Below are 26,259 nucleotides of genomic sequence, written 5' to 3'. Positions count from 1 at the left end.
CCTCATAAACATGGGGCCGACAGCTTTATCTACCACTCTTTCTGCCAAGGACTGCCGGAAAGAGCCCAACCCATGATCAGAAAATCATGACCAGAAAACAGGAACTCAGAGAATACTTTGCCAAATCCACCAACCCGGCAATCGTCTTTAGCAAGATCCTCGCCGGTCACCACAGCCGCGTCAGCATCGCTAAAGCCTCCGGTTTGGATCGCGCCTCTGTCACCCGCTGCGTCGCGGGCCTAGCCGACCTAGGGCTAGTCACAGAAAGCGACCTAACCCAAAAAGGTGGCCTGGGGCGACCTCGTCGAAGCCTAGAGTTACTCAATGAAGAGAACTGGATTGTGGCCATCCATATTGGCTACCACACGGTAGCTGTAGGAGCCGTCGGCATTGGGGGAGTCGTACTTAACCGTACGGTAAAGAAACACGACCGTTCGGTAGCCTCGGTGCTGCAGGTTTGCCTAGCAGGAATCCAATTCCACACCAAGCAACAAAACTGCCCGCCCCTAGGAATCAGCGTCACCGTGGGCGGACGCGTCTCTACCCAATCCCAGATCATCCTTTCCATGCCCGAATTCGGCTGGCAAGACGTAGACCTACGCACGCCCCTGAAGGAAGCCACCGGACTACCAGTAGTACTTTCCCCTACGGCTTTAGCGCACGCCCAAGCAAACCTACTCTACGGTCTGGTGGGGAGTGATGATACCTTCGGGCACCTCTACATTGGTTCAATCGTGGAATACGCCCTGATCCAAAAAGGAGAAAGTTGGTCCGGAAGCGGGATTGCCTCTGGGATCCTAGAAAATCTGCCAGTCAAAACCCTGTCCGGCTCATACGGTACCGTCCGGGAACTGGTTTCTGACGAGGGAGTCACCGCCCTAGCGCAGCAGCGAGGCCTATTACCAAAGTCAGCTGATTTTGAGGACCTACTGATGCTTACTGGCGAGGACGCGCGCTTACCTAAGCCCAGCGCACAAGTAGCTGGGTTACAAGAGATTTTGGATTGGCGCGCCCAGAATGTGGCCACCTTGATTCAGCAACTCAATGAGGTTGTGCCCGTCCCGAAGGTGGTACTTTCCGCCTCCATTATTCGCCAACCGGAGGGCATGGAAGTGGTACAGAAAACCATCGGCGAATACTGGCGGGACTCTCAACCCCCGCAGATCCTTTCCGGGGGAGAGCTTTCCCGGGGCGGTATGTTAGCCCCGACCGCAGCCTTCTTAGCCAAGCTGATCGGCTAGGTTCCCTAGGCTAGCCGCTGAAAATCCGATAGCTAAAAAAGTTTTGCCCCCTGCGATCCACTAGTGAAGGGATCTGCAGGGGGCAAATAGCAGTTCAGTTACTTAACCGGTTAAACGGTCAGCTCTTGTGTCCAGTAACAACCATCTTCATGATGTTGAGGTTGAAGGACATGAAGGAAATGAACTGGGTGATTAAGAAGCGCCTGCGGAATAGCGTCTTCTTAGTCGGTAGTGGAGCAGACTGCAGGTCGGCAAAGACCGGCGGTTCGTATTTGATTTCTTCGTTTTCGCTCATGATGTCACTCCGGGATTAGTTGCCAGCCCGGTAGGGCCTTGGCCTTGTAGATGAACAGGATGTGGAGCATGTACTTGACCCAGTGGCCACCCAAGCCGATCCGACCACGGGTCTGCTTGATATTACGGCCGGTGGGGGTCCGGGAGTAGTCCGGAACCACGGGCATCATGGTCATGGAAGCAGCCGAGCCCTTGAAGGCACCCAAGCCGGTGGAGGCCACACAGGCGGCACCCATATTGGCTAGGGAGGCGCGTTCTGCGGCGGCACTGTTGCCGTGCTTGATGCGCTTCACGATGGTCTTGGCGGCAGTCTTGCCCATAACACCTGACGGCATGCCGGTCCGAGGCGGAGCCGGGGCGATCATGGTGCCCGAAGGCGACTTCCGGGGACGTGAGATCGGGTGCGGGGGAGCGAAGGCAATACCAACGGCGAAGATATTCGGGTAGCCAACACACTCGTAGGTGTTCGGCCAGTCTTCAGCTCGCCACTCTTCGTAGGGCTTCGGGGTGTAGTCCGCATCGACCTTCATGAAGCGGTTCGGGGCGAACAGCTCGGAGGTGATATCGTTTCCGTCCTTATCCTTGGCTTCTAGCGGCTGACCGGTGAAGGGCGGCAGCAGCATGGCGAAGTCGTAGGGTAGTTCGTGGAAGGTACCCTCGAGGGTTTCGTAGCGGATAACGTCCTTGGTGATTTCCTTACAGGCCGCACCGAGGATGGGCTTTACGCCGCGCTCACGGAATAGGGAGCCAGCCCATAGTTCCGAGGAGGTTTCAAAACCTTGGTCCACGAAGCGCATACCGTCAACACCAAAGTCGCCCAGTTCCTTTTCGTTGGTCAGGTAGATCAAGGTGGCCTTGTCGCGGACCCCGGCTTGGCGGAGCTGGTTTTCAACGTTAAAGGTGTATTCGAAGGCGGCACCTTCACAGGTGCAGACACCAGAGCCCATGCCCACAACTAGGGTCTTTTCGGCGCCGGCCTTCATTTCCTTAATGACTTCGTCTAGGTGCTCGGCGCATTCGACGGCGTGCTGGGCGGAACAGACCGACCAGGTATTACCTTCATCCGGGCCTAGGCCGGGCGTAGCCGCGAAGTTTAGGCGCGGGCCAGTGGCGTTGATGAGGTAGTCGTACTCAAGTTGGGTTACTTCACCGGCACGCTTCGGGTCGGTGTATTCGATATCCACGTAGGGACGACCGTGTTCGGCGTCGCCCTCGGGGTGAATCACCGTGCCCTTGGCCTGGTGGAACTCAATCTTCTTACGCTTATAAATGGGGGCCAGCTCAAAGGTGACGTCCTTAGCCGTCATCTTGCCAATACCAACCCAAATATTGGAAGGAATCCAGTTCCACTTTGAGTTGGGGGATACTACCACTACGCGGTGTTCTTTAGAGAGCAGGCGTCGTAGATGTAGGGCGGCAGTATGCCCTGAGATACCGGCACCGAGGATAACAATGTCTGCCATATCGGTCCTCCTGATACGCGGCTATAAGGTGGCTAACATCTTCGTTGGGCCATAGGGCCTATATAGCCTGGTCACATAATATTGAAAGGTCCGCCACGTGTCTATTTATAGTCAAAATCACATTTTAGTAAAATTGATTTAAAAAATTGCATATTGGGTCAATATGTTCGATTTTCTGCTTTACGGTGGCATAAGTTGACGCTGCCAGGAGCTCTAACCCGGAAAAATTGTGAAAATTGGAAAAATTGAAAATTGCTCAAAAGAGGGTCCAGAAGCAGTCAATTGCTTCTGGACCCTCTTGTTGAATAGTGGTTCCGAACTAAAAATTAGGTTTTAGAAGACTATCCCCTAATTGCGGATCACTCAGTTAGCTACGGAAATCAGCCAGCTAGTAGTGCCTGTACCGGTCCTAGGACGAAGTAAAGGACGAATAGCAGGGAAACCAACCACATGAGCGGGTGGATTTCCTTGAACTTGCCGCGACCCAACTTGATAATGAAGAAGGAGACAAAGCCCATGCCAATACCCACGGTGATGGAGTAAGCGAAAGGCATGAAGGCAATGGTCAAGAAGGCTGGGATGGCGATTTCGGGATCCTGCCAATCAATCTCAGCTACCTGAGTCATCATTAGGAAGCCCACGAAAACCAGTGCGGTGGTGGCGGCTTCAGAGGGAACTAGTTCGACTAGGGGAGCGAAGAAGATGGACAGGAGGAACAGACCACCGGTCACCATGTTGGCGAAACCAGTGCGTGCGCCCTCGCCCACGCCGGCAGAGGATTCTACGTAGGCGGTGTTAGAAGAAACGCCACCCAAACCGCCGGCAATTGCGGAAATGGAGTCGATTAGTAGGATGCGCTGAGAACGGGGCGGAATGCCCTGCTCGTCAAGTAGTTCAGCTTCCGCGCCAATCGCGACCATGGTGCCCATGGTGTCAAAGAAGTCGGCCAACATCAGGCTGAATACCAAAAGCAAAACTGCGATAAAGCCCAGCTTGTGGAAGGCGCCGAAGAAATCGATCATGCCCAGGGAAGAGAAGTGGGGTAGGGCAATCGGAGAACCCTGAAGTTCCGGAATAGTAATACCCCAACCGGTAGGAGCCTTATCAGACTTGATGGGTAGGTGAACAAAAGCCTGAATGATCATGGCTAGGACGGTAGAACCGCCAATACCAATCAAGATGGCGCCACGTACGTGATTAACGTAAAGGACGATCGTGAGGATTAGACCCACGACGAAGATTAGGGCCGGCCAACCAGCAAGGGAGCCGTTGATGCCCAACTGGACGGGGGTGCCGCCGGGGCGGATGATACCTGCGTCGACTAGGCCAATGAAGGCAATGAAAAGACCGATACCTACAGAGATAGCGGTCTTAAGCTGAGTCGGGATGGCCTTGAAAACGGCCTCGCGGAAGCCGGTCAAGACTAGCAGGGTAATCAGGACACCTTCCCAGAAGATAAGGCCCATGGCTTCCTGGAAAGTCAAACCTAGGCCTAGGCAGAGGGTAAAGGAGACCATGGCGTTAAGGCCCATGCCGGCAGCCATGGCTAGGGGGAAGTTGGCGACCGCACCCATGAGGATAGTGGTCAAACCAGCGATTAGGGCGGTACCCGCGGCAATGGCGGGCTTATTGATCCCGGCAGCTTCAGCTGCGGGGGCGAGGATGATGGGGTTGAGTACCAAAATGTAGGCCATGGCGAAGAAGGTAACTACGCCGCCTCGGACTTCGGCGCCAATGGAGGAGCCGCGTTCGGTGATCTGGAAGAACTTGTCGAGGGCGTTCTTCGGGGCCTGATTGTTCGTGAGTGTCTGAACCGTTTTCACGAGCCATCCTTTAATGTAGTTATGGAAATAACGGGACCAAAGTCGATCCACTGGTTATTCTGCCACAGTTAGCAGGGCGTGAAAATTCCCAAACGGCTTTAATTGAGTCAAATCAAAAAATCTTTACCTGATTGTTATTGAATCCCGCTTTTTATCTATATTATCGCGTGATAAATTATCACCTGACAAAGAAGTCTATACATCTTCTAGGTCTTCATTTCACAGATGAAAAGAAACCTTTTGGGTTCCAAAAGAAAAATGGAGTAAGCGCATGTCAACTGCAGACCCCACGATTTACGTGGATGAAAAGCGGGCACGTTTTATTAAGAAATGGTCCTCGACTCTGATCGCCTTCGGCGAGTTCATTGACGGCTACGACCTCACCGTTATTGGTGTGGCCATGGTGTTCCTGTCAAAGGACTTCGCCCTCAGTTCTAGTGATAAGGGCCTGCTGGTAGCAGTCTCCTTCATCGGTACCGCTGTCGGTCTAATCGCCTTCGGTGACTTGGCAGACCGCATCGGACGTAAGAAGGTCTTCGCCTTCAACCTCTGGGTCTTCATCGTTACCGCTATCGGTGCCGCCCTCATCACCCAGGTTTGGATGCTGTGGGTAATGCGCTTCCTAATCGGTGTTGCCATCGGTATGGACCTCTCCTGCTCCTCCGCCTTCCTAGCGGAAGTTGCTCCCGCCGCCCGTCGTGGCCGCCTCGCAGGTTCACTGCCTAACATCACCTTCATCCTAGGTGCTATCTTCTCCATCGTAATGGCCATCGTGCTACAGGCCACCGTTCCGGAGGCCTACCACTCCTGGATCTGGCGCGGCATGTTCCTCTTCGCTGCGGTCCCGTCCTTCCTAGTGCTAATGGGACGTAAGCAGCTACCCGAATCCCCCCGCTGGCTAATCCAGAACGGCCGTGAAGAAGAGGCCTACCAGATCCTCAAGGCCCTAGACCTAGACGAGGAAGTCCTCAAGGCCAAGCCCAAGAAGACCAACCGCGAATACCGCAAGCTATTCAAGGGCGATGCTCGTCGCCGTATGCTGGTCTGCACCGCCTTCTTCATGCTGAACACCACCGCTGGCCCGATCGTCTCCTTCATGGGCCCGGTGATCTTCAACGAAGCTGGCATTGCCGTTAAGCAAAACCTCTACATCTCCCTAGCCGCTAACTGCATCGGCCTATTCGCACTACTGATTGGTGTTCAGCTAATCGACCGTGTTAACCGCCGTACCCTAGGCCTAGTCACCGCAGCCGTCCTAACCGCTTCCGCGCTGACTGTGGGTCTGCTAGGTGGCACCTCAAACGCATTCCTCTTCACCGGCTTCATCTGCTGGACCTTCGCCACCTGGCTTGGCCCGGCTGTTCTAGCCTGGATCTGGTCTGCAGAAGCCTACCCGACCGAACTACGTGGTTTCGGTGCTGGTCTAACCCAGGCCCTAGCCCGTATGTGCTCGGCTATTACCGCCTTCATCATCCCCGGTCTGGTACACGACCACGGTTACTACGCCATCGCCCCGTACGCTACCGTCTACTTCCTCATGTTCCTCTTGGTCCTATTCAACCCCTGGTTGGCATCCACCAATGAGAGCCTAGAAGCAGTAGCCGAAGGCGAACTAAAGCGCTGAAACTAAACCCTATGCTTCGTCCCTGAAAGTGACCGCCCACCGGCGGGAACTTCAGGGACGAAGTGTAGTAGAGCGAACGCGCGCGGTAGAAGGCAGGTTTCGAACTCCTGGGGTTAGACCTGCCGGATCTACCAAAGACTCAACGGCCAAAGTTGAAAGTTCCGTCAGCGGCCAATGAATCGCCGACAATTGAACCAGCGGTGACTGAACCTGATCGAAGTTACCGTAACTAAACAACTGAATATCGTGAGGGAAAACGATTTCTAAATCCCGAACCGCATTTAGCGCGCCCAAACCCAAAGGGTCGTTGGCCGCAAATACTAAATCGGGGTGCGAATCGTTAGCTACGCAAGATCCCAAAGCCCGATACCCGGCCCCGGAAAGCCAACTTTCCGCCTCCACCGTACGGGCGTGTGGGAACAGCTCGAAGAATGGTTCGCGACGCGCCGTCAACGGACCCGGACCACGCAAGTAGACCGGATTCTTAACGACCGACGTGTTGATCTGGCCTAAAAGTTCACGTACGCCAGCGGCCTCGTCAATCCCAAAAGTGGCACACTCAGGGACTTGCGGGGCTAAGGAATGCGGGAAAATCCAAGCCACCGGCAGTTGACTCTTCTTCAACAGATCGAAAGCCTCAAAGGGGTGGTCACCCACCTCGCACAGGGCCCCAGCCAACTCGACTTCCTGTAGAGTTCGGCGGATAATTTGAGGAATCAAGTCCGACTGCTCTGGCGGCAGAACCACCGGCAAGACAAAGTAGTCCGCCCTAGTTGCCGCTTCCACCGCACCTAGCAACAGTTCATTGAAGACTGGCAGGTGCAGGGACTCGGGAACTTCACCCATGAAGAAGGCGATTACCTTGGTCCGTTGGTAACGGAAGGCACGAGCCGCAGCCTTGGGGATATAACCGAGCTGGGCGGCAGCTTCCTCGACCCGCTTAGCGGTTTGGGGATTAAAGCCAAGCTCTTCCGCGCGACCGTTCATCACATGAGAAACCGTCGCAAGGGAGACACCCGCAAGTTTAGCCACATCAGCACGCGTAGCCCTGGCCATCAGCATCCTTCCTTAAACGAAAAACTTAATACTTAGACTATCTTCCTGAAAGGCTGTCAAAAATGACTGAGAACACGCAGACACGCCCCAACTTTCTGGTAATCCTCACAGATGACCAGGGTCCGTGGGCAATGAGTCGCACCATGCCGGAGCTGGTGACCCCCACGGTGGACTCCCTAGTTGCTAACGGAACCACCTTCGATAACTTCTATTGCGCGTCCCCGGTTTGCTCGCCCGCGCGTGCCTCACTTTTGACCGGCCGCATGCCCTCTGCCCACGGCGTGCACGACTGGCTGGTAGGGGAGCGCCACCCCGACGCCGCCGAGGACGTCTACCTAGGTGGACTAGCAAACCTCCCCGAAACCCTACAGCGCGCCGGCTACACCTGCGGCATGTCCGGCAAGTGGCACGTCGGTACCGCGCAGCGTCCCGCCCCGGGCTTTGACTTCTGGTACGCCCACCGACTAGGCGGCGGCCCCTACTACGGCGCCCCCGTGTGGTCCGAGGACGGCACCCGCGTCAGCGAAGAACGCTACTTTACCTATGCAGTCGCGGAAGAAGCCTGCAAGTTCATCGACCAGATGGGCCAGGCCAAGCGCGCTGCCGACACCGGCGCCGGCCGCTTCCAGGCGGGCACCAACGACCCCTCGCAGGCCCCCGGATCGGATCCGGAAAACCCGAAGGATAACCCCAACCCGGCACCCTTCTACCTGCAGGTAAACTTCACCGCTCCGCACGACCCGTGGATCAACAACCACCCGCAGGACCTCTACGACCTCTATGACGGTTGCGAGTTCGAATCCGTCCCCCGCGAAGATCCGCACCCGTGGACCAAGCAGTTCAAGAAGGACTTCGAGGACGCCTTCGCTAACCCCACCCCGTACCTGCAGGGCTACGCCGCCTCACTTTCCGGTGTGGACCGTGCCCTGAAGGACCTGCTAGACCGCCTAAAGGCTAATGGTCTGGATGAAAACACCGTTGTTGTCTACATGGCTGACAATGGCTTCAGCTGTGGTCACCACGGTATTTGGGGCAAGGGCAACGGCACCTTCCCGATGAACTTCTGGGAGAACTCCGTCCGCGTCCCCTTCGTGATCTCACTACCCGGACAGAGTCAGGCCCGTACGGTTGCTGACCACGTCTCTGCCACCAGCTTCTTCCCGACCATCTGTGAACTTGCCGGTGTGGAACCGCAAGAAGACCCCTTGCGTGCCGGTGACTCCGTAGCCGGACTGGTCAAGGGTGAACGCCCCGGTGACGGCACCGACTCCGTGGTCATCTACGACGAATACGGTTCTGGCCGCATGATCCGCAACGGCGACTGGAAGTTCATTGACCGCTACGACGGCCCCATTGAACTCTACAACCTGGCCAATGACCCGGAAGAACGTGAAAACCTGGCTGACACCAGCGATCACAAGGGTATCCAGGCGGACCTTAAGACCGAACTGCATGACTGGTTCAAGGCCCACGAAACCGCCCAAGAATCCGCTTGGGGCCGCACCATCATTGGCCGCGGTCAGGTTCACCCGCCCCGTCGCGGCTACGATGATGAGCGCACCTACGTGACCACCAACGTCTGCATCGACGGCAACCGTGACGACGCCTAAACCCGTTAGGGCCTAGGCCTCACTACGAAACCTAATAAATCCTGAGTAAAACCCCGGAAAGGTCGGCTAGATTGGGAAGCAACTCCCAAAAGCCCTCCTTTCCGGGGTAAACTTTTGCTATGCGAAACATTGTTCTAATTTGTGCTGACCAATGGCGTGGTGATGCCCTAGGGGTTCACGGGAACGAGGACGTTCACACCCCCTTCATCGATCACCTAGGCGCGACCGGGGTGGACTGCACCGAAGCGTACGCCGCGAACCCCACCTGCGTGCCCGCCCGTGTCTCCATGATCACCGGGCTCTCTGCCCAAAACCACCGACGCATTGGTTACCAGGACAAGATTCCCTTCGACTTCAAAACCACCCTGCCCAGTGTCCTAACCCAGGCTGGTTATCAAACCCAGGCGGTCGGCAAACTACACTTCTGGCCCGAACGAAACCGCGCCGGATTCGAAAACGTCATCCTGCACGATGGCTACCTGCACGCTTCCCGCGACCGCAGTCGCGATGTGCGCTTCTACGACGACTACCTAGCGTGGTTGCGGAAAGAGGACCACGCGACCTCGGACTACATTGATTCGGGCATGGAATGCAATAGTTTCGTGGCCCGCCCGTGGGATAAGTCAGAGCGACTACACCCCACCTCTTGGGTGACTGAGGAATCCATCGAATGGCTCTACCGTCGCGACCCGGACCGACCGTTCTTCCTGTACGTGTCTTACCACCGCCCGCACCCGCCCTATGATCCGCCGCAGTGGGCTTGGGAAATCTTCCGCGATGCAGACCTCGCGGACTTCGCCGAATGTGACTGGTATGCGGATTTTGAACAGTGGTACCAAGAGCATGACCCGGCCGCCCTGGTGACCGATCCGGGACCGGAGATGCGACGCCGCGCGATGGCCGGCTACTACGCTTCTATGGCCCATATTGATGCGCAGATTTCGCGCCTGCGCCAGGCCCTGTTTGAGTTCGGCGTCCTAGATGACACGCTGTTGGTTTTCACTTCTGACCACGGTGAAATGCTGGGGCAGTACGGCTTGTGGCGTAAGGGCTACCCGTATGAGGGCTCCGCGAAGGTGCCGTTGATCCTGCATGCGAAGGATTTGGCGGCACGCCAAGAAAACCGGATTGTGGAAATGCGCGACATTATGCCCACCATTTTGGAATGGGCGGGGGTGGAATGCCCGCCAGAGGTTGAGGGGCGTTCGTTCTTGCAGCCCGGTGAGCCCGAAGAGTGGCGCGAAGCCCTGCACGGTGAGCATCAGCTCTTCGGTCAGTCCATTCAGTGGATCCGCTGGGGACAGTGGAAGTACATCTGGATGAGCGAATCTGGGACTGAGCAGCTCTTTGACCTAGCCCAGGATCCAGAAGAGACCCATAACCTGCTGCTGGAGCTGCCTGAGGCCCGCGTACAGGAGCTGCTGGATCAGGGGCGAGGATACTTGCGTAAGTACCTGCAGGGGCGCCCAGAGGGCTTTGTGGGCGAGGATGACACCCTAGTTCCCGGCCGACCTACCTCTTGCGTTTTGGAAGAGTCTATTCCCTTGCCCTCAGAGTTGCGGTAGCAGCTGGTAAAGCAGCACTAGCATCGGTTTAGAGGGTGCTAGGTCTGGGTAATACTGACTGTAATAGTTTGGGTCCGATTCCGGATTGGAATCGGACCCAAACTATTAGTCTGAAGATTCAGTTTTGAGCTTCGTAGCGTAGCTTTGGAAAGCCTAGCTGTGTCACTGCTGAAAGCCGTAGAGTGCAGCTAATCAAATGATTAGGTTGAAGATCCAGTAGATTACCGCGGCCACGGCGGCGGCGGCCGGGATAGTTAGGAACCAGCCGATCACAATATCCCTAGCCACGTTCCAGCGCACTGCCTTCATGGACTTGGTAGCACCGGCACCCATGATGGCGGCCGTAATGGTGTGCGTGGTGGAAATGGGGGAGTGAGTAACGAAGGCGGTGGTGTAGAGAACGCCAGCGGCAACGGTTTCAGCGGCGAAGCCACGGGCCGGATCTAGTTCGATCATCTTGCGTCCTAGGGTACGCATAATGCGCCAGCCGCCAGAGTAGGTGCCTAGGGAGATAGCCAGTGCGGAGGCGATCTTTACTTCCCAAGGAATAACCAGTCCGCCCTGGGCGTCGATTAGTCCCCAGGATTCGGCGTGGCCACCAGCGATCAGGGCCATTACGATCACGCCCATGGTCTTCTGCGCGTCCTGTAGGCCGTGGCCTAGTGCCATGGCGGCCGCAGAGATGGTCTGCAGGATACGGAAGCGACGCATGGTCCGGTGGTATGGGCGGCTCTTGAAGATCCAGAGGATCAGCACCATAAAGCCATAGGCCAAGACGAAGCCCACCACGGGGGAGGCGAACATGGGGATGATGACCTTATGGAGGATTCCGTACCATTCTACTTGGGTGGCGGAGGCTAAACCGGCGCCTACTAGGCCACCAATGAGGGCGTGGGAGGAAGATGAGGGGAGTCCGAACCACCAGGTGATGAGGTTCCAGACGATAGCGCCCACTAGGGCGCCTAGGACGATTACGAGGCCGTGTAACTGTAGGTTAGCGTCCCCGGAGTCGGTGAATTGTTTAATGTCAATAATGCCGTCACCAATGGTTTTGGCGACTTCGGTGCCTAGCATGGCGCCAATGACGTTCATGACGGCGGCCATTCCCAGGGCTACCCGGGGAGTTAGCGCGCGAGTAGAGACTGAGGTGGCAATCGCGTTAGCGGCATCGTGGAAGCCGTTGGTGTAGTCGAAGGCCAGGGCCAAGACCACTACGGTGATTACCAAAAAGAGGGTAATCGACACGATCAGGACTCCTTGATGGCGATTGCTTCGACCGTATTAGCTAGGGCCTCGAAACGGTCCATGGCCTTTTCTAGGGTCTCAATGACGTCCTTGAGCTTAATGACGGTTAGGGCATCGGTGCCGGAAGCGAAGATGGTGGCCAGCATGTCACGGTAGACACGGTCGCCTGCGTTTTCTAGGCGGTTGATTTCAATCCAGTAGTCGCGTAGGCCTTCCATCTTGCGAAGGCCCGGCATGGCCGTAGCGGTTAGCTGGGCGCACTGATCAAGTAGCTTGACCTGTTCGAAGATGCCGGCGGGCAGTTCTTCTAGTTGGTAAAGGACGATTAGGTCGCCGGCTTCGTCAACGTAGTCCATGCAGTCGTCGAGGACGTGGGCCAGTTCGGCAATATCCTCACGGTCGATGGGGGTTACGAAGGTGGCATTCAGAGTTTTGATGACCTGGTGAGTGGTCAGGTCGGCGGCCTGTTCAATTTCGTGGAGCTGATCTCGAAGAGAGGCTCGTTCAAGGATGTCCTGGTGGACGATCTCATCAAGAATGGCAATACCTTTGACCAGGTGGTCAGCGGTGGTGGTGAAAAGATCGAAGAAGGCAGAGTCGGACGAGCGGAAGCTGATTCCCATTTGGGACTCCTCAGTTTAGTTTACAGTGCGGTTTTATTTTAGAGCCTAAAGCCCTTTGGGTAAACCTAGACTGGGGTTGCTGGCCAATTTGGGCTTTTTTGAGCAAAAAGCTTAGAGATTTTCGTCTTAATTTAAATTATTGCTCACATTTTTTGGTCTCTAAACAGAGTTGCTTATGAGAATAATTATCAGTATTCTTGCTTTTAAGAATCATTATCGACAACGGTCTAGGGTGCCCTAGGCGTTTTAGAAAGAGCAAAAAGTGTCAAATAGCGTGAAAAAAGCCTGCGGAATCCTAGGCGTCGCAGCCCTTTTATGGAGCGGACTTACCCCACTGACCGCCGCGGCTGAAAACTCCAACACAGTCGTCCTCGATCACGGGCACGTAGATGCCTTCAACGTCTCTGCCGAAGGGGACACCCTAAAACTCAACCTCAAAGAAGACGTCACCGGACACTCGGTCTACCGTGAACCCGAAACCGTCACCCTGCGCATTAAGCCTGAGGCTTACACTGAAATTACCAAGGGTCTGAAGGGTATTGAAAGCATCGGTTACCTATTACCGTTGACTCAGGACCTGAAGCTCCTCTGGCCCGGCTGGGACACTCGAGAGGTTCAGGGGTCAGGCTTTAAAGCCATTGATATTAACTTCACCGAGGTAAATGGCCCCGGTCGGGTCTTCCTGATCACTGAGGAAGGTTTTGGTGGCACAGCACCCCTACTAAAGAATAATCAGTACGAGCTGAAGAGCGGCGCGGTCCGCGAACAGACCTTCCCGGCACATACTCACGCCTACTGGCTCTTTGAAAAGGCCGGCGACTACAACTTCACCGTCCAGGCCACCGGTTATAAGGACGGCAAGCTTTTCAAGTCCAATGTCGCAAAGTACCACTGGAACGTGCAGAAGAGCACTAAGGACACCCGTCCCGCTGACGAGGTCGTAACCCCCGCCCCGCAGCCGGCACCCAAGCCGGCACCGGCACCCAAGCCGGCACCGGCACCTAAGCCGGCTCCAAAGCCGGTCACCCCGGCTCCTGCGCCTGCTCCGAAGCCCGCACCTAAACCTGTGGTCCCGGCTCCTCAACCTGCGCCCAATCCCGTTAAGCCGGCCCCCAAGCCGGCACCTCAGCCGGTAGCTCCGGCCCCTGCGCCAGTGCCCGCTCCCAAGCCGGCCCCGAAGCCGGTCACCCCGGCCCCCACGCAACCGGCACCGGCACCCGTACAGCCGGCCCCTAAGCCCGCTCCTTCAACTGAAGCGCCGATTGCCGTCCCCACCGTGGAAGGCACCGTCGAGCAGCCCAGCCCAGAAGGCACCGCCCCGGCCGCTCCTACCCCGGCCCAGCCGCAGAACCCGGGCCAACCCAAAAACCCGCTGGATTCCGGTAAGGCCCCCGAAGCGCACCAACCCAGCCAGCCGGCCCCCGCACAGCCCGGTGGAGCTGCCCCTGCGCCCTCGGCACCAAAAACCCAAACCAAGTGCTTCCCTAAGAGCGTAGCCATGCCGCCGCAGCTGCAGGCTGCCGTTAAGGACGACCGTCGCAGCCCTGCCGTTATGCGCACCCCGCAATCGGTGCCGTTCCTGCTAGGCCCGGCCTCTGCCACCAAGACCACCCAGGCAGTGGGCCGCATCGCCCCCGGAAAGCAGGTCTGGATGATCGGCTCTACCCAGCAGGAAAATGTACCTTGGGTTGGTGCCAACACCATGGACCCCAGCCTGCTAGCCGAAACCACCGGCCCTGTCACCTGGCAGCTAGTGGGATTCTCTGGCCCCGGCAACATGGAAGTATTCACCTCCGGTAACTTCGGGCAGATCATTGGCAAGTCCTGGTTCTCTGCTAGCCCGGGACACCCCACCGGCATCCTGACCCTAGACCGTAACGTACACGTTCACCCCAACTGGGTCTTCGACGCCCCCGGCACTTACCGTCTAGCTATCAAGCAGACCGCCACCGTTAAGGATGGACGTAAGCTCAGCGCCACCGCCAACCTCACCTTCCTAGTAGGTTCCGGACGCGGTGTTACCTCCGGCCACTTTGATCTAGGTTCAGTTGTCCAGGGTGGTACCCAAACTCAGTGGGTTACCGCGGAAGGCAAACCCTGCCCGATCGGTGGCATCACCCCGCAGGGCAAGGTCATTGACCAGAACGGCCAAGCAGTCGACCACCTAGGCTCCACCAAGGGACTAGGACAGACCCCCACCCAGCTAGCCGCCACCGGCACCAGTGACACGACCCTACCCATGCTGGTCTTCGCCGCCGGAATCATGGTCCTGGGTGCTGGCCTAGTAGCCACTCGTCGAACTGCCTGAATCTGCTGATTTCTAAACTTAGAAAGTAAAACCTGTGAAACTCAAAAAACTAAAAGCCTTCACGGCAGCCATTACCTTAGGTTTGGTCAGCTTGACCCTGGCCCCGCTAGGTGGACCCGCCGGCCTTGCCCAAGCCGCCGAAAGCAGCCGCCCGGAACATAGGCCATCCGACGAAGGTGTCTGGAAAGACCTTCCGGAAAACGCCACCATGGTCAAAGATGGGGAAACCATCAAGCACCCCTGCGCGGGCCGTCACTTACTCTACCGCAGCCACGTGGATGCCACTTACGTAACTCGCAGCCAGGGTGAACTTACCGTTATGACTGTTTCTGGGATGCAAGTGATGCCTAAGGACTCCACCTGTATGCGCCTAGCCCCCGACGCAGACGGTACCGGCAAGGAACTATCCCGCCTGTTCGTCCCCAAGGACCCGAACCTAGCGTTCTTGGGTTCCCCCGGACGGATCCTCTGGCACGCCCCCGCCTACCAGTACCCTGGCTGGCGTCCCATTTGGGCCGGTTACGGCGCCTTTGATCCCCACCATGAATGGGAAGTTCCTACCGATTTTGTTGGTGACGTGGTGCAACTCGAATTGACTGATATTAAGGGCCCGGGTGACCTTGAGATCTTTAACTACAATCCCGGTTGGGAAAAGGCGCAGCGTCATCTCTCATCCCGTGATAAGCGACGTCTAACGATTAATGTGGGCGGCCATGGTCACGTGGACTGGACCTTCAGCAAGCCCGGTATTTACGAGCTTACCTGGGTAGCTTCTGGTAGACATCTAGACGGCACCACCGAGGTCTCCAAGCCCGTGAAGCAGTACTGGCTAGTTGGCCCTGACGAGGAAGTAGGCCTACCCAAAGGCTTTACTACCGGTTTGAACTCGATTAACCAGACGGCAGAAGCCCAGCGGGAAGCTGCCGGTTTAAGCGAACCAGAAAGTGATTTCCCGGCTACCCCGAAGGAGCCGGTAAATCCCCCGGTTGCCTCTGATGAGGAATACGATAAAGCTGCCAAGAGCGAAAAGCTAGCCGAGCACCCTGAAGATCGGGTGGGCTCTGGAAGCAACTACTCCACCCTAAAGTGGAAGAGTGGTGGGAAGCTGACTTATAACACTTTCGGAGCAGACGGTACTGATTTCGGTGAAGGTCCGATTATCGAAGTGCCCGATTCAAACCTGCACTGCGCCGCAGAAACCGACCCCTATCTAAAGGACCTGCGCGCAGACAACTCCCCCTTCCTTTGGGTAACGCCTAAGCAGGGAAGTGCGGAAGCGCCCTCGTTAGGAATTGATACCTCCAGCTTGGACTACAGTCAGATTGGCGCCCAGGGTGTCCAGGTCGATTACTCCATCAAAACCATCCCGGCCGGCGGAAGAATGGTCGTTGGCCTAGATGAAGGCCAGGGCTTAATGCCGCTAGTCGGGGGATTCACCTCCTATTCTGGTCAGGTCCAACTATTAAAGGCACAGAAACTACAGACTCAGTTTGTTTTCAATAAGCCTGGTGTCTACGGTTACTCAGTTTCCTTCTACGTGAATCTGCCCAATGGCACCAAGAAATATGATTTCAACGAAGCGCGCTTCGTGGTCGGTAACAAGGCCATTAACCGCTACCGTCAGAGCCTAAAAACGGGCCTACCGCTACTGCCAGAAAACGATGAAATCACCTGTGCGACCCTACCAAAGGCTACGGGTGCCAACTCAAAGGATTTCCCCAAGCTTCCAGGAAAGACTGACAACTCGGCCACCCCGGAACCCGGCGCAAGTGCCGAGGATCCCGCACAGCCAACTCCAGTAAAGCCTGGAACTCCCAAGCCAACAATTGAGGAACCCGGTAAACCCTCACCTACGGCGGAAAACCCAACCCCGGGACAGCCTGAACCCGGCACGAAACCCCAGCCCAAGCCGGGAGTCAATCCCGGAAACCCCGCGACGGTAGAAGCACCCGAAATTGACCCAGAGAAGCTCAATCCAGCAGATCGTGCTGCTTTCGACCTGCGTAAGGTCTGGGCGGACGCTATCCCGAATCACCTCGTCGAACGTGGCCACATGGACCTAGCGCTGGGGTCTTTGGATGACGGCCCCGATGTCTACCTGAATGACGGAGAAAACCCGGCCGAGGTCGTTAGGCGCCCCTCGAAGAGCTTCGCGATCGCAGTGCCGGAGCCGACCAAGGTGCAGGCGCCTGCTAACTTGGAGGAATTGTCGGGATTCGCTGAGCAGGTCTACGCGCTCCCTCAGGTCCAGGATGAACGCTTCCCCTGGGTAGGTTTCAACACCGAAAGCTTGGATACCTTCTTCGACCAGCTACCTGGCAGCCCCGTCTATGTGACCCTAGAAGACTTCGTGGGTCCCGGCCGAATGGTGACTGGACACACTGATCTTTCCGGCAAGATTGATCGGCAGCTAGATTCTGCGGACAAGTCCGTCAAAATCACCTACAACCAGGCTTCGCATGACCACCAGTACTTCTGGTTCTCAAAGCCCGGTGTTTACAACATGGCATTTAACTACCAGTGGCGTGGACCGTCGGGTCAACTTGAGAACAAGAAACTAGTTAGTACTTTCCTAGTCGGTAAAGATGCCATCAAGATTGGATCGAAGGCAATTGAGGCACAGGAACTTCCGCCGGCCCCGGTAGTTGAACCTGCTCCGGAAGCCCCGGTAGTTGAACCCAGCCCGGAAAAGCCGGCCCCAAGCCCAGTCAAGCCCACTCCGGAAGCACCGGTTGTGCCCGCACCGTCGCAACCGACATCGGAACCCACCGTGGAGCCGAAACCCGGTAAGGATGTCGATCCGGTGGTCACTCCGGAAACTCCGGTGGCTCCGGCTCCGACAGTGGAACCTGAAAAGCCTCAGCCGGCAGAACCGACCGTGGAACCGCAGCCGGTAAAGCCGGCCCCGACCCCGGTGAAGCCCGGCCCGGTTCAGCCTGAGCCAGTAAAGCCGACTCCGGTTGCTCCTAAGCCGACTCCGGTTGCGCCTAAGCCGGCCCCGACCCCGGTGAAGCCAGCTCCCGTGAACCCGGTCAAGCCGGTCAATCCGGTGGTGCCCAGCCCGGTCAAGCCGGTAGTTCCGGCCCCGGTTGCTCCGGTTAATCCGGTGGCGCCTCAGCCCGTGAAGCCGGCCCCGGCTCCAGTTGTGCCTAAGCCTGCTCCCGTGGCTCCGGCAAAGCCTGCTCCCGTCGCCCCGGCAAAGCCGGCCCCGGTAGCACCGAAGCCTGCTCCAGTGCTTCCTCAGCCCGTCCCGGGTGATACCGGAATTGCTTCCGTTGAGCTCGGCCGTCAGATCGTAAACCAAGATCCGCGGGTACTAGGCCCCGGCTTCGACCGTGGAAACGCCCAGGGTCCGGTCCGACACGGACACGGAAGCCTAGATCCGTCACTAGCAGCACATGCTCCCAGTGACGGTGGAGCCAGCCTAGTAGCGGCCACCAATAAGGCCTCCCAGGGTAGTGCAGTGAGCTCTGCTCTTGCTCCCGGTATCAGTGGTACCTCAGGTGCCGCCGCGACTCCGGAGGGCACTCCGGAAGGTGCCCCTGAAGCAACAGCAGAAAAGACCCCCGAGGTTGCTACTCCGCTAGAAAATACCCCGCAAACCAGCGAGGGCACCAGCGAAGCTGACACCATCAACGCGGCAGCTCCCCAGACTGATGGTGGAAATGCCCAGATCGCTTGGCTTCCCAGCATCCTAGTGGGAACCGGCGTGGCCGCCTTCTTTATTGGTGGATTCCTGCTGATCGCTGCCTGGCGGAAGAAATCCTAAAGTCACCTAGCGACAACCGTCCCTGAGAGGGGACTGTAAGAGCGGGATCGGTAAACACTCAGATGACACCTGAGAGACCGATCCCGCTCTAAAATTTTCCGAAAAGTATTTTGTCTAAAACTGATTGTTCAAAAATAAGTCGACAAAATGGCAAAATAACTTGATAAACTCCGTCGTATTAAATATGATTTGTGCAATATGGTTAATGACCGCATGACACTAAATGTGGTCTACGGCCTTCCGGTAACAAGGTAATCCGGAAAAAATATCTGAAGGAGAAACAGGATGAGTACCACCCTGGACAGTGTTGACCAGCGGATTCTAGCAATCCTCGATGAGGACCCACGCATGCCCGTCCTGGCCATTTCGGAACGTACCGGACTAGCTCGCGGCACCATTCACACCCGACTGGCCAAATATCGTGAAGAGAACCTACTTCGTGACTATTCCACCTGCGTGCCCCCAGAGCACCTAGGTCGTCCCCTACTAGCCAAAGTCTCGCTGCAGCTAAGCCAGCACTACCTAGATAAGGCCATCGAAGAACTAAGCAATATTCCCGAGGTCGTGGAATGCCTAGCCTCTTCCGGTGAAACTGACCTAGAAGTTCGCGTCGCTGCCGTAGACACCGATGACCTCTACCGTGTATGCGACCAAATCCGTTTGGTCCCCGGCGTGGAACGCACCTCGACCACCGTGTTCCTACGGGCTTTGATTCCCTACCGAATCAGAGGCCTGGTAGATACGTTAGAACCGAAGCGTAAGAACTGAAAAAGATTTTGGGTGGGTAACCGAAAGGGAACCCACCCAAAACTAATTTAAGGCATGAAAAAGCCACTGAACCGAAAAGCGCCTGTCGGCGCGAAGGCCGCTCGAAGCGGCTAAAGTTGGAGCCCGGGGCTTTGCCGGTTCAGTGGTATCAATTATTATAGAACTAGCTGGCTCACATTGCAGCCGGTGAAAGCGAAAAAACCGAAAAGATATGGCACTATCCAAGCATGACTAGCAGCGACCCCAAAGTAAAGACTGATCCAGACCGCTCACTGCAGTACCAGATAAAAGCTGGGAAAACCGGTGAGATCGGTATCGTGGTGGAAACCGAAGCGGTCGCTGGCCACTGGCTAAGCATCCCCAAGTCAGCCCTAGTAATGCTGCTATCGGCCACCGCTGTCGCCATCCTAGTCGTACTAGGTGCTTACGTGCACCGCGATATCCTTACCGTTCTAGCGGTCGCCTGTGCCGCGATCATCTCCCTAGGCCTACCGCGATCCATCGGTGCACCGGCCCCGCGCTACTCTTCCACCGTCGCCCTAATCTTTTCGCTAGTCTCCGTCGCCACCGTCCGACGCCTGGATGACCTCTACATTGCCGGCATCATCTTCGCACTTTCCGTAGTCGCCGCTTTCGGTGCTGAAATGGCTCGAAAAGACGGTCGTGCCCGACTGCTAGACTCGGTCTCAACTACCGTCCTAACCACGGCCGCCGCGATCAGCTCCGTCGCGATCGTCGGCCTAGCCCCGCACGGCTCCTGGAAACTAGCGCTAGTTGCCACCTCCATTTGTGTGGCCATCAGTATGGGAATCTTCCAGCTCATGCGCATGTTCTGGGCGGGCACCGCCCAATGGAACCAGATCCTGCACGAAACCGAACTAGAAGAAGACGACCTGATCCCCGGTAACTGGCGAAATGAAACCACTGGGGTCTACCGAGTCATGAACGCAGTAAACCACTACTGGGGGATCACCGATACCGCCCGTACCGTAAACGTCCTCCTGACCGGAGTGGTAGGTGCCGCGCTTGCTGGTGCGCTCTACCAGACCGGCGTAATTACCGGACGTAACGCTGATGCGCTACAAAAACTGGGCCAATACATTGGCGGGGGAGCCGTACCCGCCCTAGTAGTGGGCCTGTTCGTGGGCCTACTATCGGGCCTAATCGTCATCATTTCCGGTCGTGTCCTGCGGCCCACCTCGCCCCGCGTATCCCTCTGGGCCTCAGTCGCCTGGGGCGTCCTCCCGGTCGTCCTCATGGCCATGCCCACCTATGCGCTAGTCCGCATGGGTAGCTAAGCGAAAGGTACCAATATGCTCACCATTGACCCGAACCTACCCGCGCCCCTACTACCGCTAGCCTGGCTAATCGACACTTGGGAAGGCTACCGCCTAGACCTAAGCGCGGAAACCCCCGCCCGCCTAACCACCAAAATCTACGCGGTTGAAGACAAACTACGCTGGGAAAACACCTATCAGACCGGCACCTCCACGGAAGAAATCATCCCCGGAGACAGTGCCCGCGTCGGTGCCGAAAAAATCCAGGCTGAAACCGGGGCCCCCACGGTCACGGAAACCCTAGAAATCACCGTCACCCAAACCCAGCCGGTCCCCGAAAATGAACGCCAGGCCCCGGGAGAAGTGCAGGGCTTCCTCGAAATCAATAGCCTGAACGAAAACGGCGAAAGCCTACGCGAATGGGTAGGTGTGGCCCGCGGCCCGCAGATCCAGATCCAATCCCTAGGCGGGAACCAGGAAGCCGAAAAGGGCGTCGGCCGGATCCGCCTGATTGGCCTAGTAGGCGGCGAACTCATGTGGAGCGAAGACCGCTTCTCCACCCGCGACTACACGGAGGCCGTCTCTCAGGGCCGCGCCATGGCCGAGGACGCCACCACCTCCACCGCGATTGCGCGCCTAACCCGCCAGGAGCAACAGGAAGCTTAATGACCAACCGTTACGAAGCCTTTTCGTCCCTGCCCGCCTGCGTCACCCAGCTGGGGGACCAGCCGAATTCTGAGCCGGAAGAAGCCGCAGCCGTCGACGCGCCTGCCGAGGAAGCCACCGCGGCTGGCAGTGCGCCGGGCCTAAGCGCCGAAGACTTAACCGCCCAGGCCTCCCTGCGAGCGGACCTGCCCCTACACTACGGGGACCCGCTGGGGGAGCAGCGTCGCCTGGCTACTGGAACCGCCGTGACCGTCCTGCCCTACGGGGTAGTGAAGGTCGCCGGGGATGAGGCTGCCAACTGGCTCAATCAGCTCTGCAGTCAGAAGGTTGATGACCTGCCGGTCCTCGCAGAGGGCGCGGATATGACGGCCTCGGTGGAAGGTGCGGATGCGGATGCCTTTGCGTCCTGGACCCACCTGACCTTCCTAGACGCCCAGGGACACATCGAAAACCTAGCGCTGACCGCCCGCACGGCCGAAGCCTTCTGGTTCTTGACCGAAACCCCTGCGGCCCTCACTGAGTTCCTAACCCGGATGCGCTTCCGCACCCAGGTGGAAATCACCGACCAGACCGAAAACTACCTAGTCTTGGGCGATCTGATTGACCAGAACGAGGCCGCCGCGCTCAGCCCCCTAGCTGGCCTGCCCTGCACCCTGACCGCCCGCCACCCCTGGCCAGCTGTCCAACCGGGCGGCACCACCTACACCACGCCCGCCCAGGAAGCCAAACACCCCGGTCAGGACTTTCAGGTGCGCCTGACCCTACTACCGGTTCAGGCCGCCCACGCCCTGACCACCCTGGGTACCGGCTACCCGGGCTCGGCCCCCGCCGGCCAGCTCAACCTCACCGAAGGCGCCGACACCCAGATCACCTGGACGCACCTAGCCGGCTTCCTCGCCTGGGAAGCCCTGCGGATCTACCGCTGGGAACCTGCCCAAGCTGAAATCGACAATAAAACCATGCCGCACGAACTAGACCTGTTGCGGACCGCCGTGCACCTCAAAAAGGGCTGCTACTGTGGCCAAGAAACGGTGGCAAGAATCGTGAACGTGGGCCGGCCCCCTCGGCGAATCGTGGCGCTACACCTAGACGGTTCCGGCTCCGAACTGCCGCAGCCCGGGGAAGCCCTGACCGTGGATGGAAAAGCCGTGGGACGCGTGACCTCTGTGGCGGAACACTACGAGGACGGCCCCATCGCCCTAGCGGTAATCAAGCGCAATACCGAGGCGGTCACCCTGCAGGCCGGGCCGGTAGCTGCTAACGTCACTGAGATAGCCCAAAGGGAAGGGAAGAGCGCGGCCTCGCCCGAAATGCGACCCGGCGCGGAACTCCTCAAATCCCTGCGACGCCCCGGAACCCCCAGACTCTAAGGAGCATCATGTCATTGCCTTACGTGCTAAATCTGATCATGGCGGTTGTGAACCTGAGCCTGACCCTGCTGCTGCCAGTACTGTTCCTGTGGGCCGCGATTCACGCCAGCCTGACCCCCGCCCGCGCCTTCACCGCTTTCGCATCCCTGAATAAGAACGCCTGGCTGATCATCCTTTGGCTGGGTGTAGTCCTGAGCTTCGGCCAGGGCGTGTGGGCAACCCGGGCCCTGCTGGCCCTGTTTGGCGTCTACCTGAACCTACCCGTTTGGCTCCCCGGGGCTACCGGACTGCTGAGCGGCGGCGCCTGGGGCGTCATCTTCCTGGCCATCCCGGGCGTGTACCTAGCGGGGGACCGCAACCGTGTAAACGAGTTCCGGGCGCTGCAAAAGGGACGCGGCCAGTACCGTCAGCGTCCTGGTGGTGAACCGCGTCAGCGCGGACCCCGAGACTGGTAAGCCGTTAATCAGCTAAAGGAGTAATCATGCGTGCAGTAGTACAGCGAGTCACCCGCGCCAAAGTCAGCGTTGACGACCAGATCCGCGGACAGATCGACCAGCCGGGCCTGATGGTCCTGCTGGGTGTCACCCATGAAGACGGCCCCGCTGAAGTCAAGAAAATGGCCGAAAAACTAGCCAATCTGCGCGTCTTTGATACCGAGGATGGTGAGGCCTCGGCCCTGGACCTGAAGGCCCCCATGCTGGTGGTCTCCCAGTTCACCCTCTACGGGTCCACCGTGAAGGGCCGCCGCCCCTCCTGGACCCAGGCCGCTCCCGGACCTGTGGCACAGCCGATATACGAGGACGTAGTAGCTGCCCTACGCGACCTGGGCATTCACGTCGAAACCGGAGAATTCGGCGCTATGATGCAGGTTGAGCTGGTCAATGACGGCCCGTACACGCTACTGGTAGAGCTCTGAGCATAACCCTCGCCTCTGGCGAACAGGCGCGCGCTACCCCCAGCCGGGGCCGTAGTCTGGAATCCAGTATTCCCGGATACTAGTCTGCACCCGGGATTTTGGAGGAAAGAATTCATGTTCGAGCGGTTCACTGACCGTGCCCGTCGAGTAGTAGTGCTAGCGCAGGACGAAGCGCGCAACCTAAACCACAACTACATCGGGACGGAACACCTACTTTTGGGGCTCATTGCGGAAGGCGAAGGCATTGCCGCAAAGGCCCTCAAATCTAAAGACGTAACCCTGGAAGCAGTACGCGAACAGGTTATTGAAATTATCGGCAAGGGCTCCACTGAGACCACTGGTCACATCCCCTTCACCCCGCGCGGTAAGAAGGTCTTCGAACTAGCCCTGCGTGAAGCCCTCCAACTGGGCCACAACTACATTGGCACCGAACACCTACTACTAGGCCTACTACGTGAAGGCGACGGCGTTGCCAGCCAGGTCCTAACCAAGCTGGGCGTAGACCTAAACGAACTACGCAAAGCTGTCATGCAGCTACTTTCCGGCTACTCTTCACCCACTGAAGAAGGTAAGGAAACCGTGGGCGTCGGGGGTTCTTCCTCGGGCGTGAACGCGCAGCGTGCCTCCGCGATCCTAGAACAGTTCGGCCGGAACCTAACCACCGCCGCCATGGAAAAGCGCCTAGACCCGGTAATTGGTCGCCACCAGGAAATGGAACGCGTCATGCAGATCCTTTCCCGCCGCACCAAGAACAACCCGGTCCTCATCGGCGAACCCGGCGTAGGTAAGACCGCCGTCGTCGAAGGCCTAGCCCAGGCAATCGTCCGCGGTGACGTCCCCGAAACCCTGAAGGATAAGCAGCTCTACAGCCTAGACATGGGCTCCCTAGTGGCTGGCTCCCGCTACCGTGGTGACTTCGAAGAGCGCCTCAAGAAGGTCCTGAAGGAAATCACCACTCGCGGTGACATCATCCTGTTCATCGACGAAATCCACACCCTAGTTGGTGCCGGTGCCGCCGAAGGCGCCATTGACGCCGCGCAGATCCTCAAGCCCATGCTGGCCCGTGGCGAACTACAGACCATTGGTGCCACCACCATTGAGGAATACCGCAAGCACATCGAAAAGGACGCCGCCCTAGAGCGTCGTTTCCAGCCGGTGAAGGTCGAAGAGCCCTCGGTGGAAGAAACTGTCCAGATCCTCAAGGGCCTACGTGACCGCTACGAGGCCCACCACAAGGTCATCATCACCGATGACGCAATCGGGGCGGCCGCCTCCATGGCTGACCGTTACGTCTCTGACCGCTTCCTTCCGGACAAGGCCATTGACCTGCTGGATGAGGCTGGTGCCCGCCTGCGCATTGCCCGCATGACCGCTCCGCCGGAACTACGCGAGTTCGACGACAAGATCGCCCAGAACCGCACCGAAAAGGAAGCCGCCATCGCGGACCAGGACTTTGAGAAGGCCGCCGCCCTGCGCGATGCCGAAAAGCGCCTGATTGAAGCCCGTGAAGAGGCCGAAAAGAACTGGCGTGAAGGTGCCGAGGCAAGCGTCTCTGAAGTCACCGAAGATTCCATCGCGGAAGTTCTAGCCATGTCCACCGGCATTCCGATCATGAAGCTCACCGAAGCAGAAACCACCAAGTTGCTGCACATGGAAGATGAGCTACACAAGCGGATCGTCGGCCAGGATGACGCCGTTAAGGCCCTTTCCCAGTCGATTCGCCGTACCCGCGCGGGCCTCAAGGACCCCAAGCGCCCCGGCGGTTCCTTCATCTTCGCCGGCCCCACCGGTGTTGGTAAGACCGAGTTGGCTAAGGCCCTGGCTGAGTTCCTGTTCGGGGACGAGGACGCGCTGATCCAGCTTGACATGTCCGAATTCGGCGAAAAGCACACCGCTAGCCGCCTATTCGGCTCCCCGCCCGGATACGTTGGTTACGATGAGGGTGGCCAGTTGACCGAAAAGGTCCGCCGTCGCCCCTTCAGCGTGGTCCTCTTTGACGAGGTCGAAAAGGCCCACCCGGATATCTTCAACTCCCTACTGCAGATCCTAGAAGACGGTCGCCTGACCGACTCCCAGGGCCGCATGGTGGACTTCAAGAACACCGTCATCATCATGACCACCAACCTTGGTACCCGCGAAATCAACAAGGGTGTCCTCACTGGTTTCCAGGCCGGCGGCGCCGCTGCCACTGACTACCAGCGCATGAAGGCCAAGGTCAACGAAGAACTCAAGCAGCACTTCCGCCCCGAGTTCCTAAACCGTGTGGATGAGGTTGTGGTCTTCCCGCAGCTCAAGCGTGAAGAAATCACCCAGATCGTGGATCTGATGATTGCCCGCCTAGACCAGCGCATGCGCGATCAGGACCTATCCATTGTGCTGACCCCGGCCGCTAAGGAACTGCTAGCCGATCGTGGCTTCGACCCGGTATTGGGTGCCCGTCCGCTACGCCGTGCCCTACAGCGCGACATTGAAGACGCCCTGTCTGAGAAGATCCTCTTCGGAGAGATCCGCCCCGGACAGCAGGTCACCGTCGATGTCGAAGGCCCCGAAGGCGAACAGAACTTCACCTTCCACGGTGAATACCCCGCCATTGAGGTCCCGGATGACGCCAGTGCGGTCACTGAAGGTGAAGGTAACTGAT

Annotated in this window: 19 protein-coding genes; 13 read left to right on the top strand and 6 right to left on the bottom strand. The window is 57.9% G+C overall.

Going from position 1 to position 26,259, the window contains the following annotated elements:
* Window positions 1-86 precede the first annotated feature (86 nt).
* Window positions 87-1,241, top strand: a complete 1,155-nt coding sequence (locus BSR28_RS01560; protein WP_073713141.1) for an ROK family protein — start codon at window positions 87-89, stop codon at window positions 1,239-1,241.
* Between the two features lie 118 nt (window positions 1,242-1,359).
* On the opposite strand, the gene BSR28_RS09090 is transcribed toward BSR28_RS01560, so the two are convergent.
* The 3 genes from BSR28_RS09090 to BSR28_RS01550 all read right to left on the bottom strand — a co-directional run bounded on the left by BSR28_RS09090 (window position 1,360) and on the right by BSR28_RS01550 (window position 4,821).
* Window positions 1,360-1,536 carry a hypothetical protein gene (locus BSR28_RS09090; protein WP_198928901.1) on the bottom strand — a complete coding sequence of 59 codons (177 nt, stop codon included), beginning with the start codon at window positions 1,534-1,536 and terminating at the stop codon, window positions 1,360-1,362.
* A 4-nt stretch (window positions 1,537-1,540) separates the two neighbouring features.
* Complete coding sequence (locus BSR28_RS01555) at window positions 1,541-2,998, bottom strand: NAD(P)/FAD-dependent oxidoreductase (protein WP_073713140.1); 1,458 nt, start codon at window positions 2,996-2,998, stop codon at window positions 1,541-1,543.
* Window positions 2,999-3,378: 380 nt separating this feature from the next.
* On the bottom strand, window positions 3,379-4,821 hold the full coding sequence (locus BSR28_RS01550) for an NCS2 family permease (RefSeq protein WP_073708450.1): 1,443 nt from the start codon (window positions 4,819-4,821) through the stop codon (window positions 3,379-3,381).
* A 271-nt stretch (window positions 4,822-5,092) separates the two neighbouring features.
* On the opposite strand from BSR28_RS01550, the gene BSR28_RS01545 reads away from it, so the two are divergent.
* Entirely contained in the window at window positions 5,093-6,445 is a 1,353-nt protein-coding gene (locus BSR28_RS01545; RefSeq protein WP_073708451.1) for an MFS transporter, read from the top strand.
* Window positions 6,446-6,496: 51 nt separating this feature from the next.
* Here BSR28_RS01545 and BSR28_RS01540 read toward each other — a convergent pair whose 3' ends face one another.
* On the bottom strand, window positions 6,497-7,501 hold the full coding sequence (locus tag BSR28_RS01540; protein ID WP_073713139.1) for a LacI family DNA-binding transcriptional regulator: 1,005 nt from the start codon (window positions 7,499-7,501) through the stop codon (window positions 6,497-6,499).
* Between the two features lie 62 nt (window positions 7,502-7,563).
* On the opposite strand from BSR28_RS01540, the gene BSR28_RS01535 reads away from it, so the two are divergent.
* Entirely contained in the window at window positions 7,564-9,111 is a 1,548-nt protein-coding gene (locus BSR28_RS01535; RefSeq protein ID WP_073708453.1) for a sulfatase-like hydrolase/transferase, read from the top strand.
* A 119-nt stretch (window positions 9,112-9,230) separates the two neighbouring features.
* On the top strand, window positions 9,231-10,676 hold the full coding sequence (locus BSR28_RS01530) for an arylsulfatase (protein ID WP_073713138.1): 1,446 nt from the start codon (window positions 9,231-9,233) through the stop codon (window positions 10,674-10,676).
* Between the two features lie 192 nt (window positions 10,677-10,868).
* Here BSR28_RS01530 and BSR28_RS01525 read toward each other — a convergent pair whose 3' ends face one another.
* Together BSR28_RS01525 and BSR28_RS01520 are read right to left on the bottom strand one after the other, a co-directional pair.
* Window positions 10,869-11,921 (bottom strand): inorganic phosphate transporter, encoded by a 1,053-nt coding sequence (locus BSR28_RS01525; protein ID WP_073708455.1) that lies wholly within the window; start codon window positions 11,919-11,921, stop codon window positions 10,869-10,871.
* A gap of 2 nt (window positions 11,922-11,923) precedes the next feature.
* Window positions 11,924-12,544, bottom strand: a complete 621-nt coding sequence (locus BSR28_RS01520) for a DUF47 domain-containing protein (RefSeq protein WP_073713137.1) — start codon at window positions 12,542-12,544, stop codon at window positions 11,924-11,926.
* Window positions 12,545-12,806: 262 nt separating this feature from the next.
* Here BSR28_RS01520 and BSR28_RS01515 point away from each other — a divergent pair, with 262 nt between their 5' ends.
* From BSR28_RS01515 to BSR28_RS01475, 9 genes are all read left to right on the top strand, one after another.
* Window positions 12,807-14,852, top strand: coding sequence for a TIGR03773 family transporter-associated surface protein (locus tag BSR28_RS01515; RefSeq protein ID WP_073713136.1), 2,046 nt, complete (start codon window positions 12,807-12,809; stop codon window positions 14,850-14,852).
* Between the two features lie 34 nt (window positions 14,853-14,886).
* The gene (locus tag BSR28_RS01510; RefSeq protein ID WP_073713135.1) at window positions 14,887-18,621 is read left to right on the top strand and encodes a choice-of-anchor M domain-containing protein; all 3,735 of its coding nucleotides are present in this window, start codon (window positions 14,887-14,889) and stop codon (window positions 18,619-18,621) included.
* Window positions 18,622-18,906: 285 nt separating this feature from the next.
* A complete protein-coding gene (locus BSR28_RS01505) occupies window positions 18,907-19,389 on the top strand; it encodes an Lrp/AsnC family transcriptional regulator (RefSeq protein ID WP_073708459.1) in 483 nt (160 codons plus the stop codon).
* Between the two features lie 227 nt (window positions 19,390-19,616).
* Entirely contained in the window at window positions 19,617-20,687 is a 1,071-nt protein-coding gene (locus BSR28_RS01500) for a hypothetical protein (protein ID WP_073713134.1), read from the top strand.
* 15 nt (window positions 20,688-20,702) lie between these two features.
* Window positions 20,703-21,332, top strand: a complete 630-nt coding sequence (locus tag BSR28_RS09010; RefSeq protein ID WP_073713133.1) for a hypothetical protein — start codon at window positions 20,703-20,705, stop codon at window positions 21,330-21,332.
* On the top strand, window positions 21,332-22,702 hold the full coding sequence (ygfZ, locus tag BSR28_RS01490) for a CAF17-like 4Fe-4S cluster assembly/insertion protein YgfZ (protein ID WP_073713132.1): 1,371 nt from the start codon (window positions 21,332-21,334) through the stop codon (window positions 22,700-22,702). The genes BSR28_RS09010 and ygfZ overlap by 1 nt, the downstream gene beginning before the upstream one ends.
* An 8-nt stretch (window positions 22,703-22,710) precedes the next feature.
* Entirely contained in the window at window positions 22,711-23,157 is a 447-nt protein-coding gene (locus tag BSR28_RS01485) for a DUF2516 family protein (RefSeq protein ID WP_073708463.1), read from the top strand.
* A 26-nt stretch (window positions 23,158-23,183) separates the two neighbouring features.
* On the top strand, window positions 23,184-23,618 hold the full coding sequence (dtd, locus tag BSR28_RS01480) for a D-aminoacyl-tRNA deacylase (RefSeq protein WP_073713131.1): 435 nt from the start codon (window positions 23,184-23,186) through the stop codon (window positions 23,616-23,618).
* Between the two features lie 114 nt (window positions 23,619-23,732).
* The gene (locus tag BSR28_RS01475) at window positions 23,733-26,258 is read left to right on the top strand and encodes an ATP-dependent Clp protease ATP-binding subunit (RefSeq protein ID WP_073713130.1); all 2,526 of its coding nucleotides are present in this window, start codon (window positions 23,733-23,735) and stop codon (window positions 26,256-26,258) included.
* The last annotated feature ends 1 nt before the right edge of the window (window position 26,259 follow it).

The organism is Boudabousia liubingyangii (assembly GCF_001907245.1).
In the GTDB taxonomy this organism is placed as follows: Bacteria; Actinomycetota; Actinomycetes; order Actinomycetales; family Actinomycetaceae; genus Boudabousia; species Boudabousia liubingyangii.
Note: the sequence above shows the minus strand (reverse complement) of the source record. Positions and strands in the feature narration are given on the sequence as shown.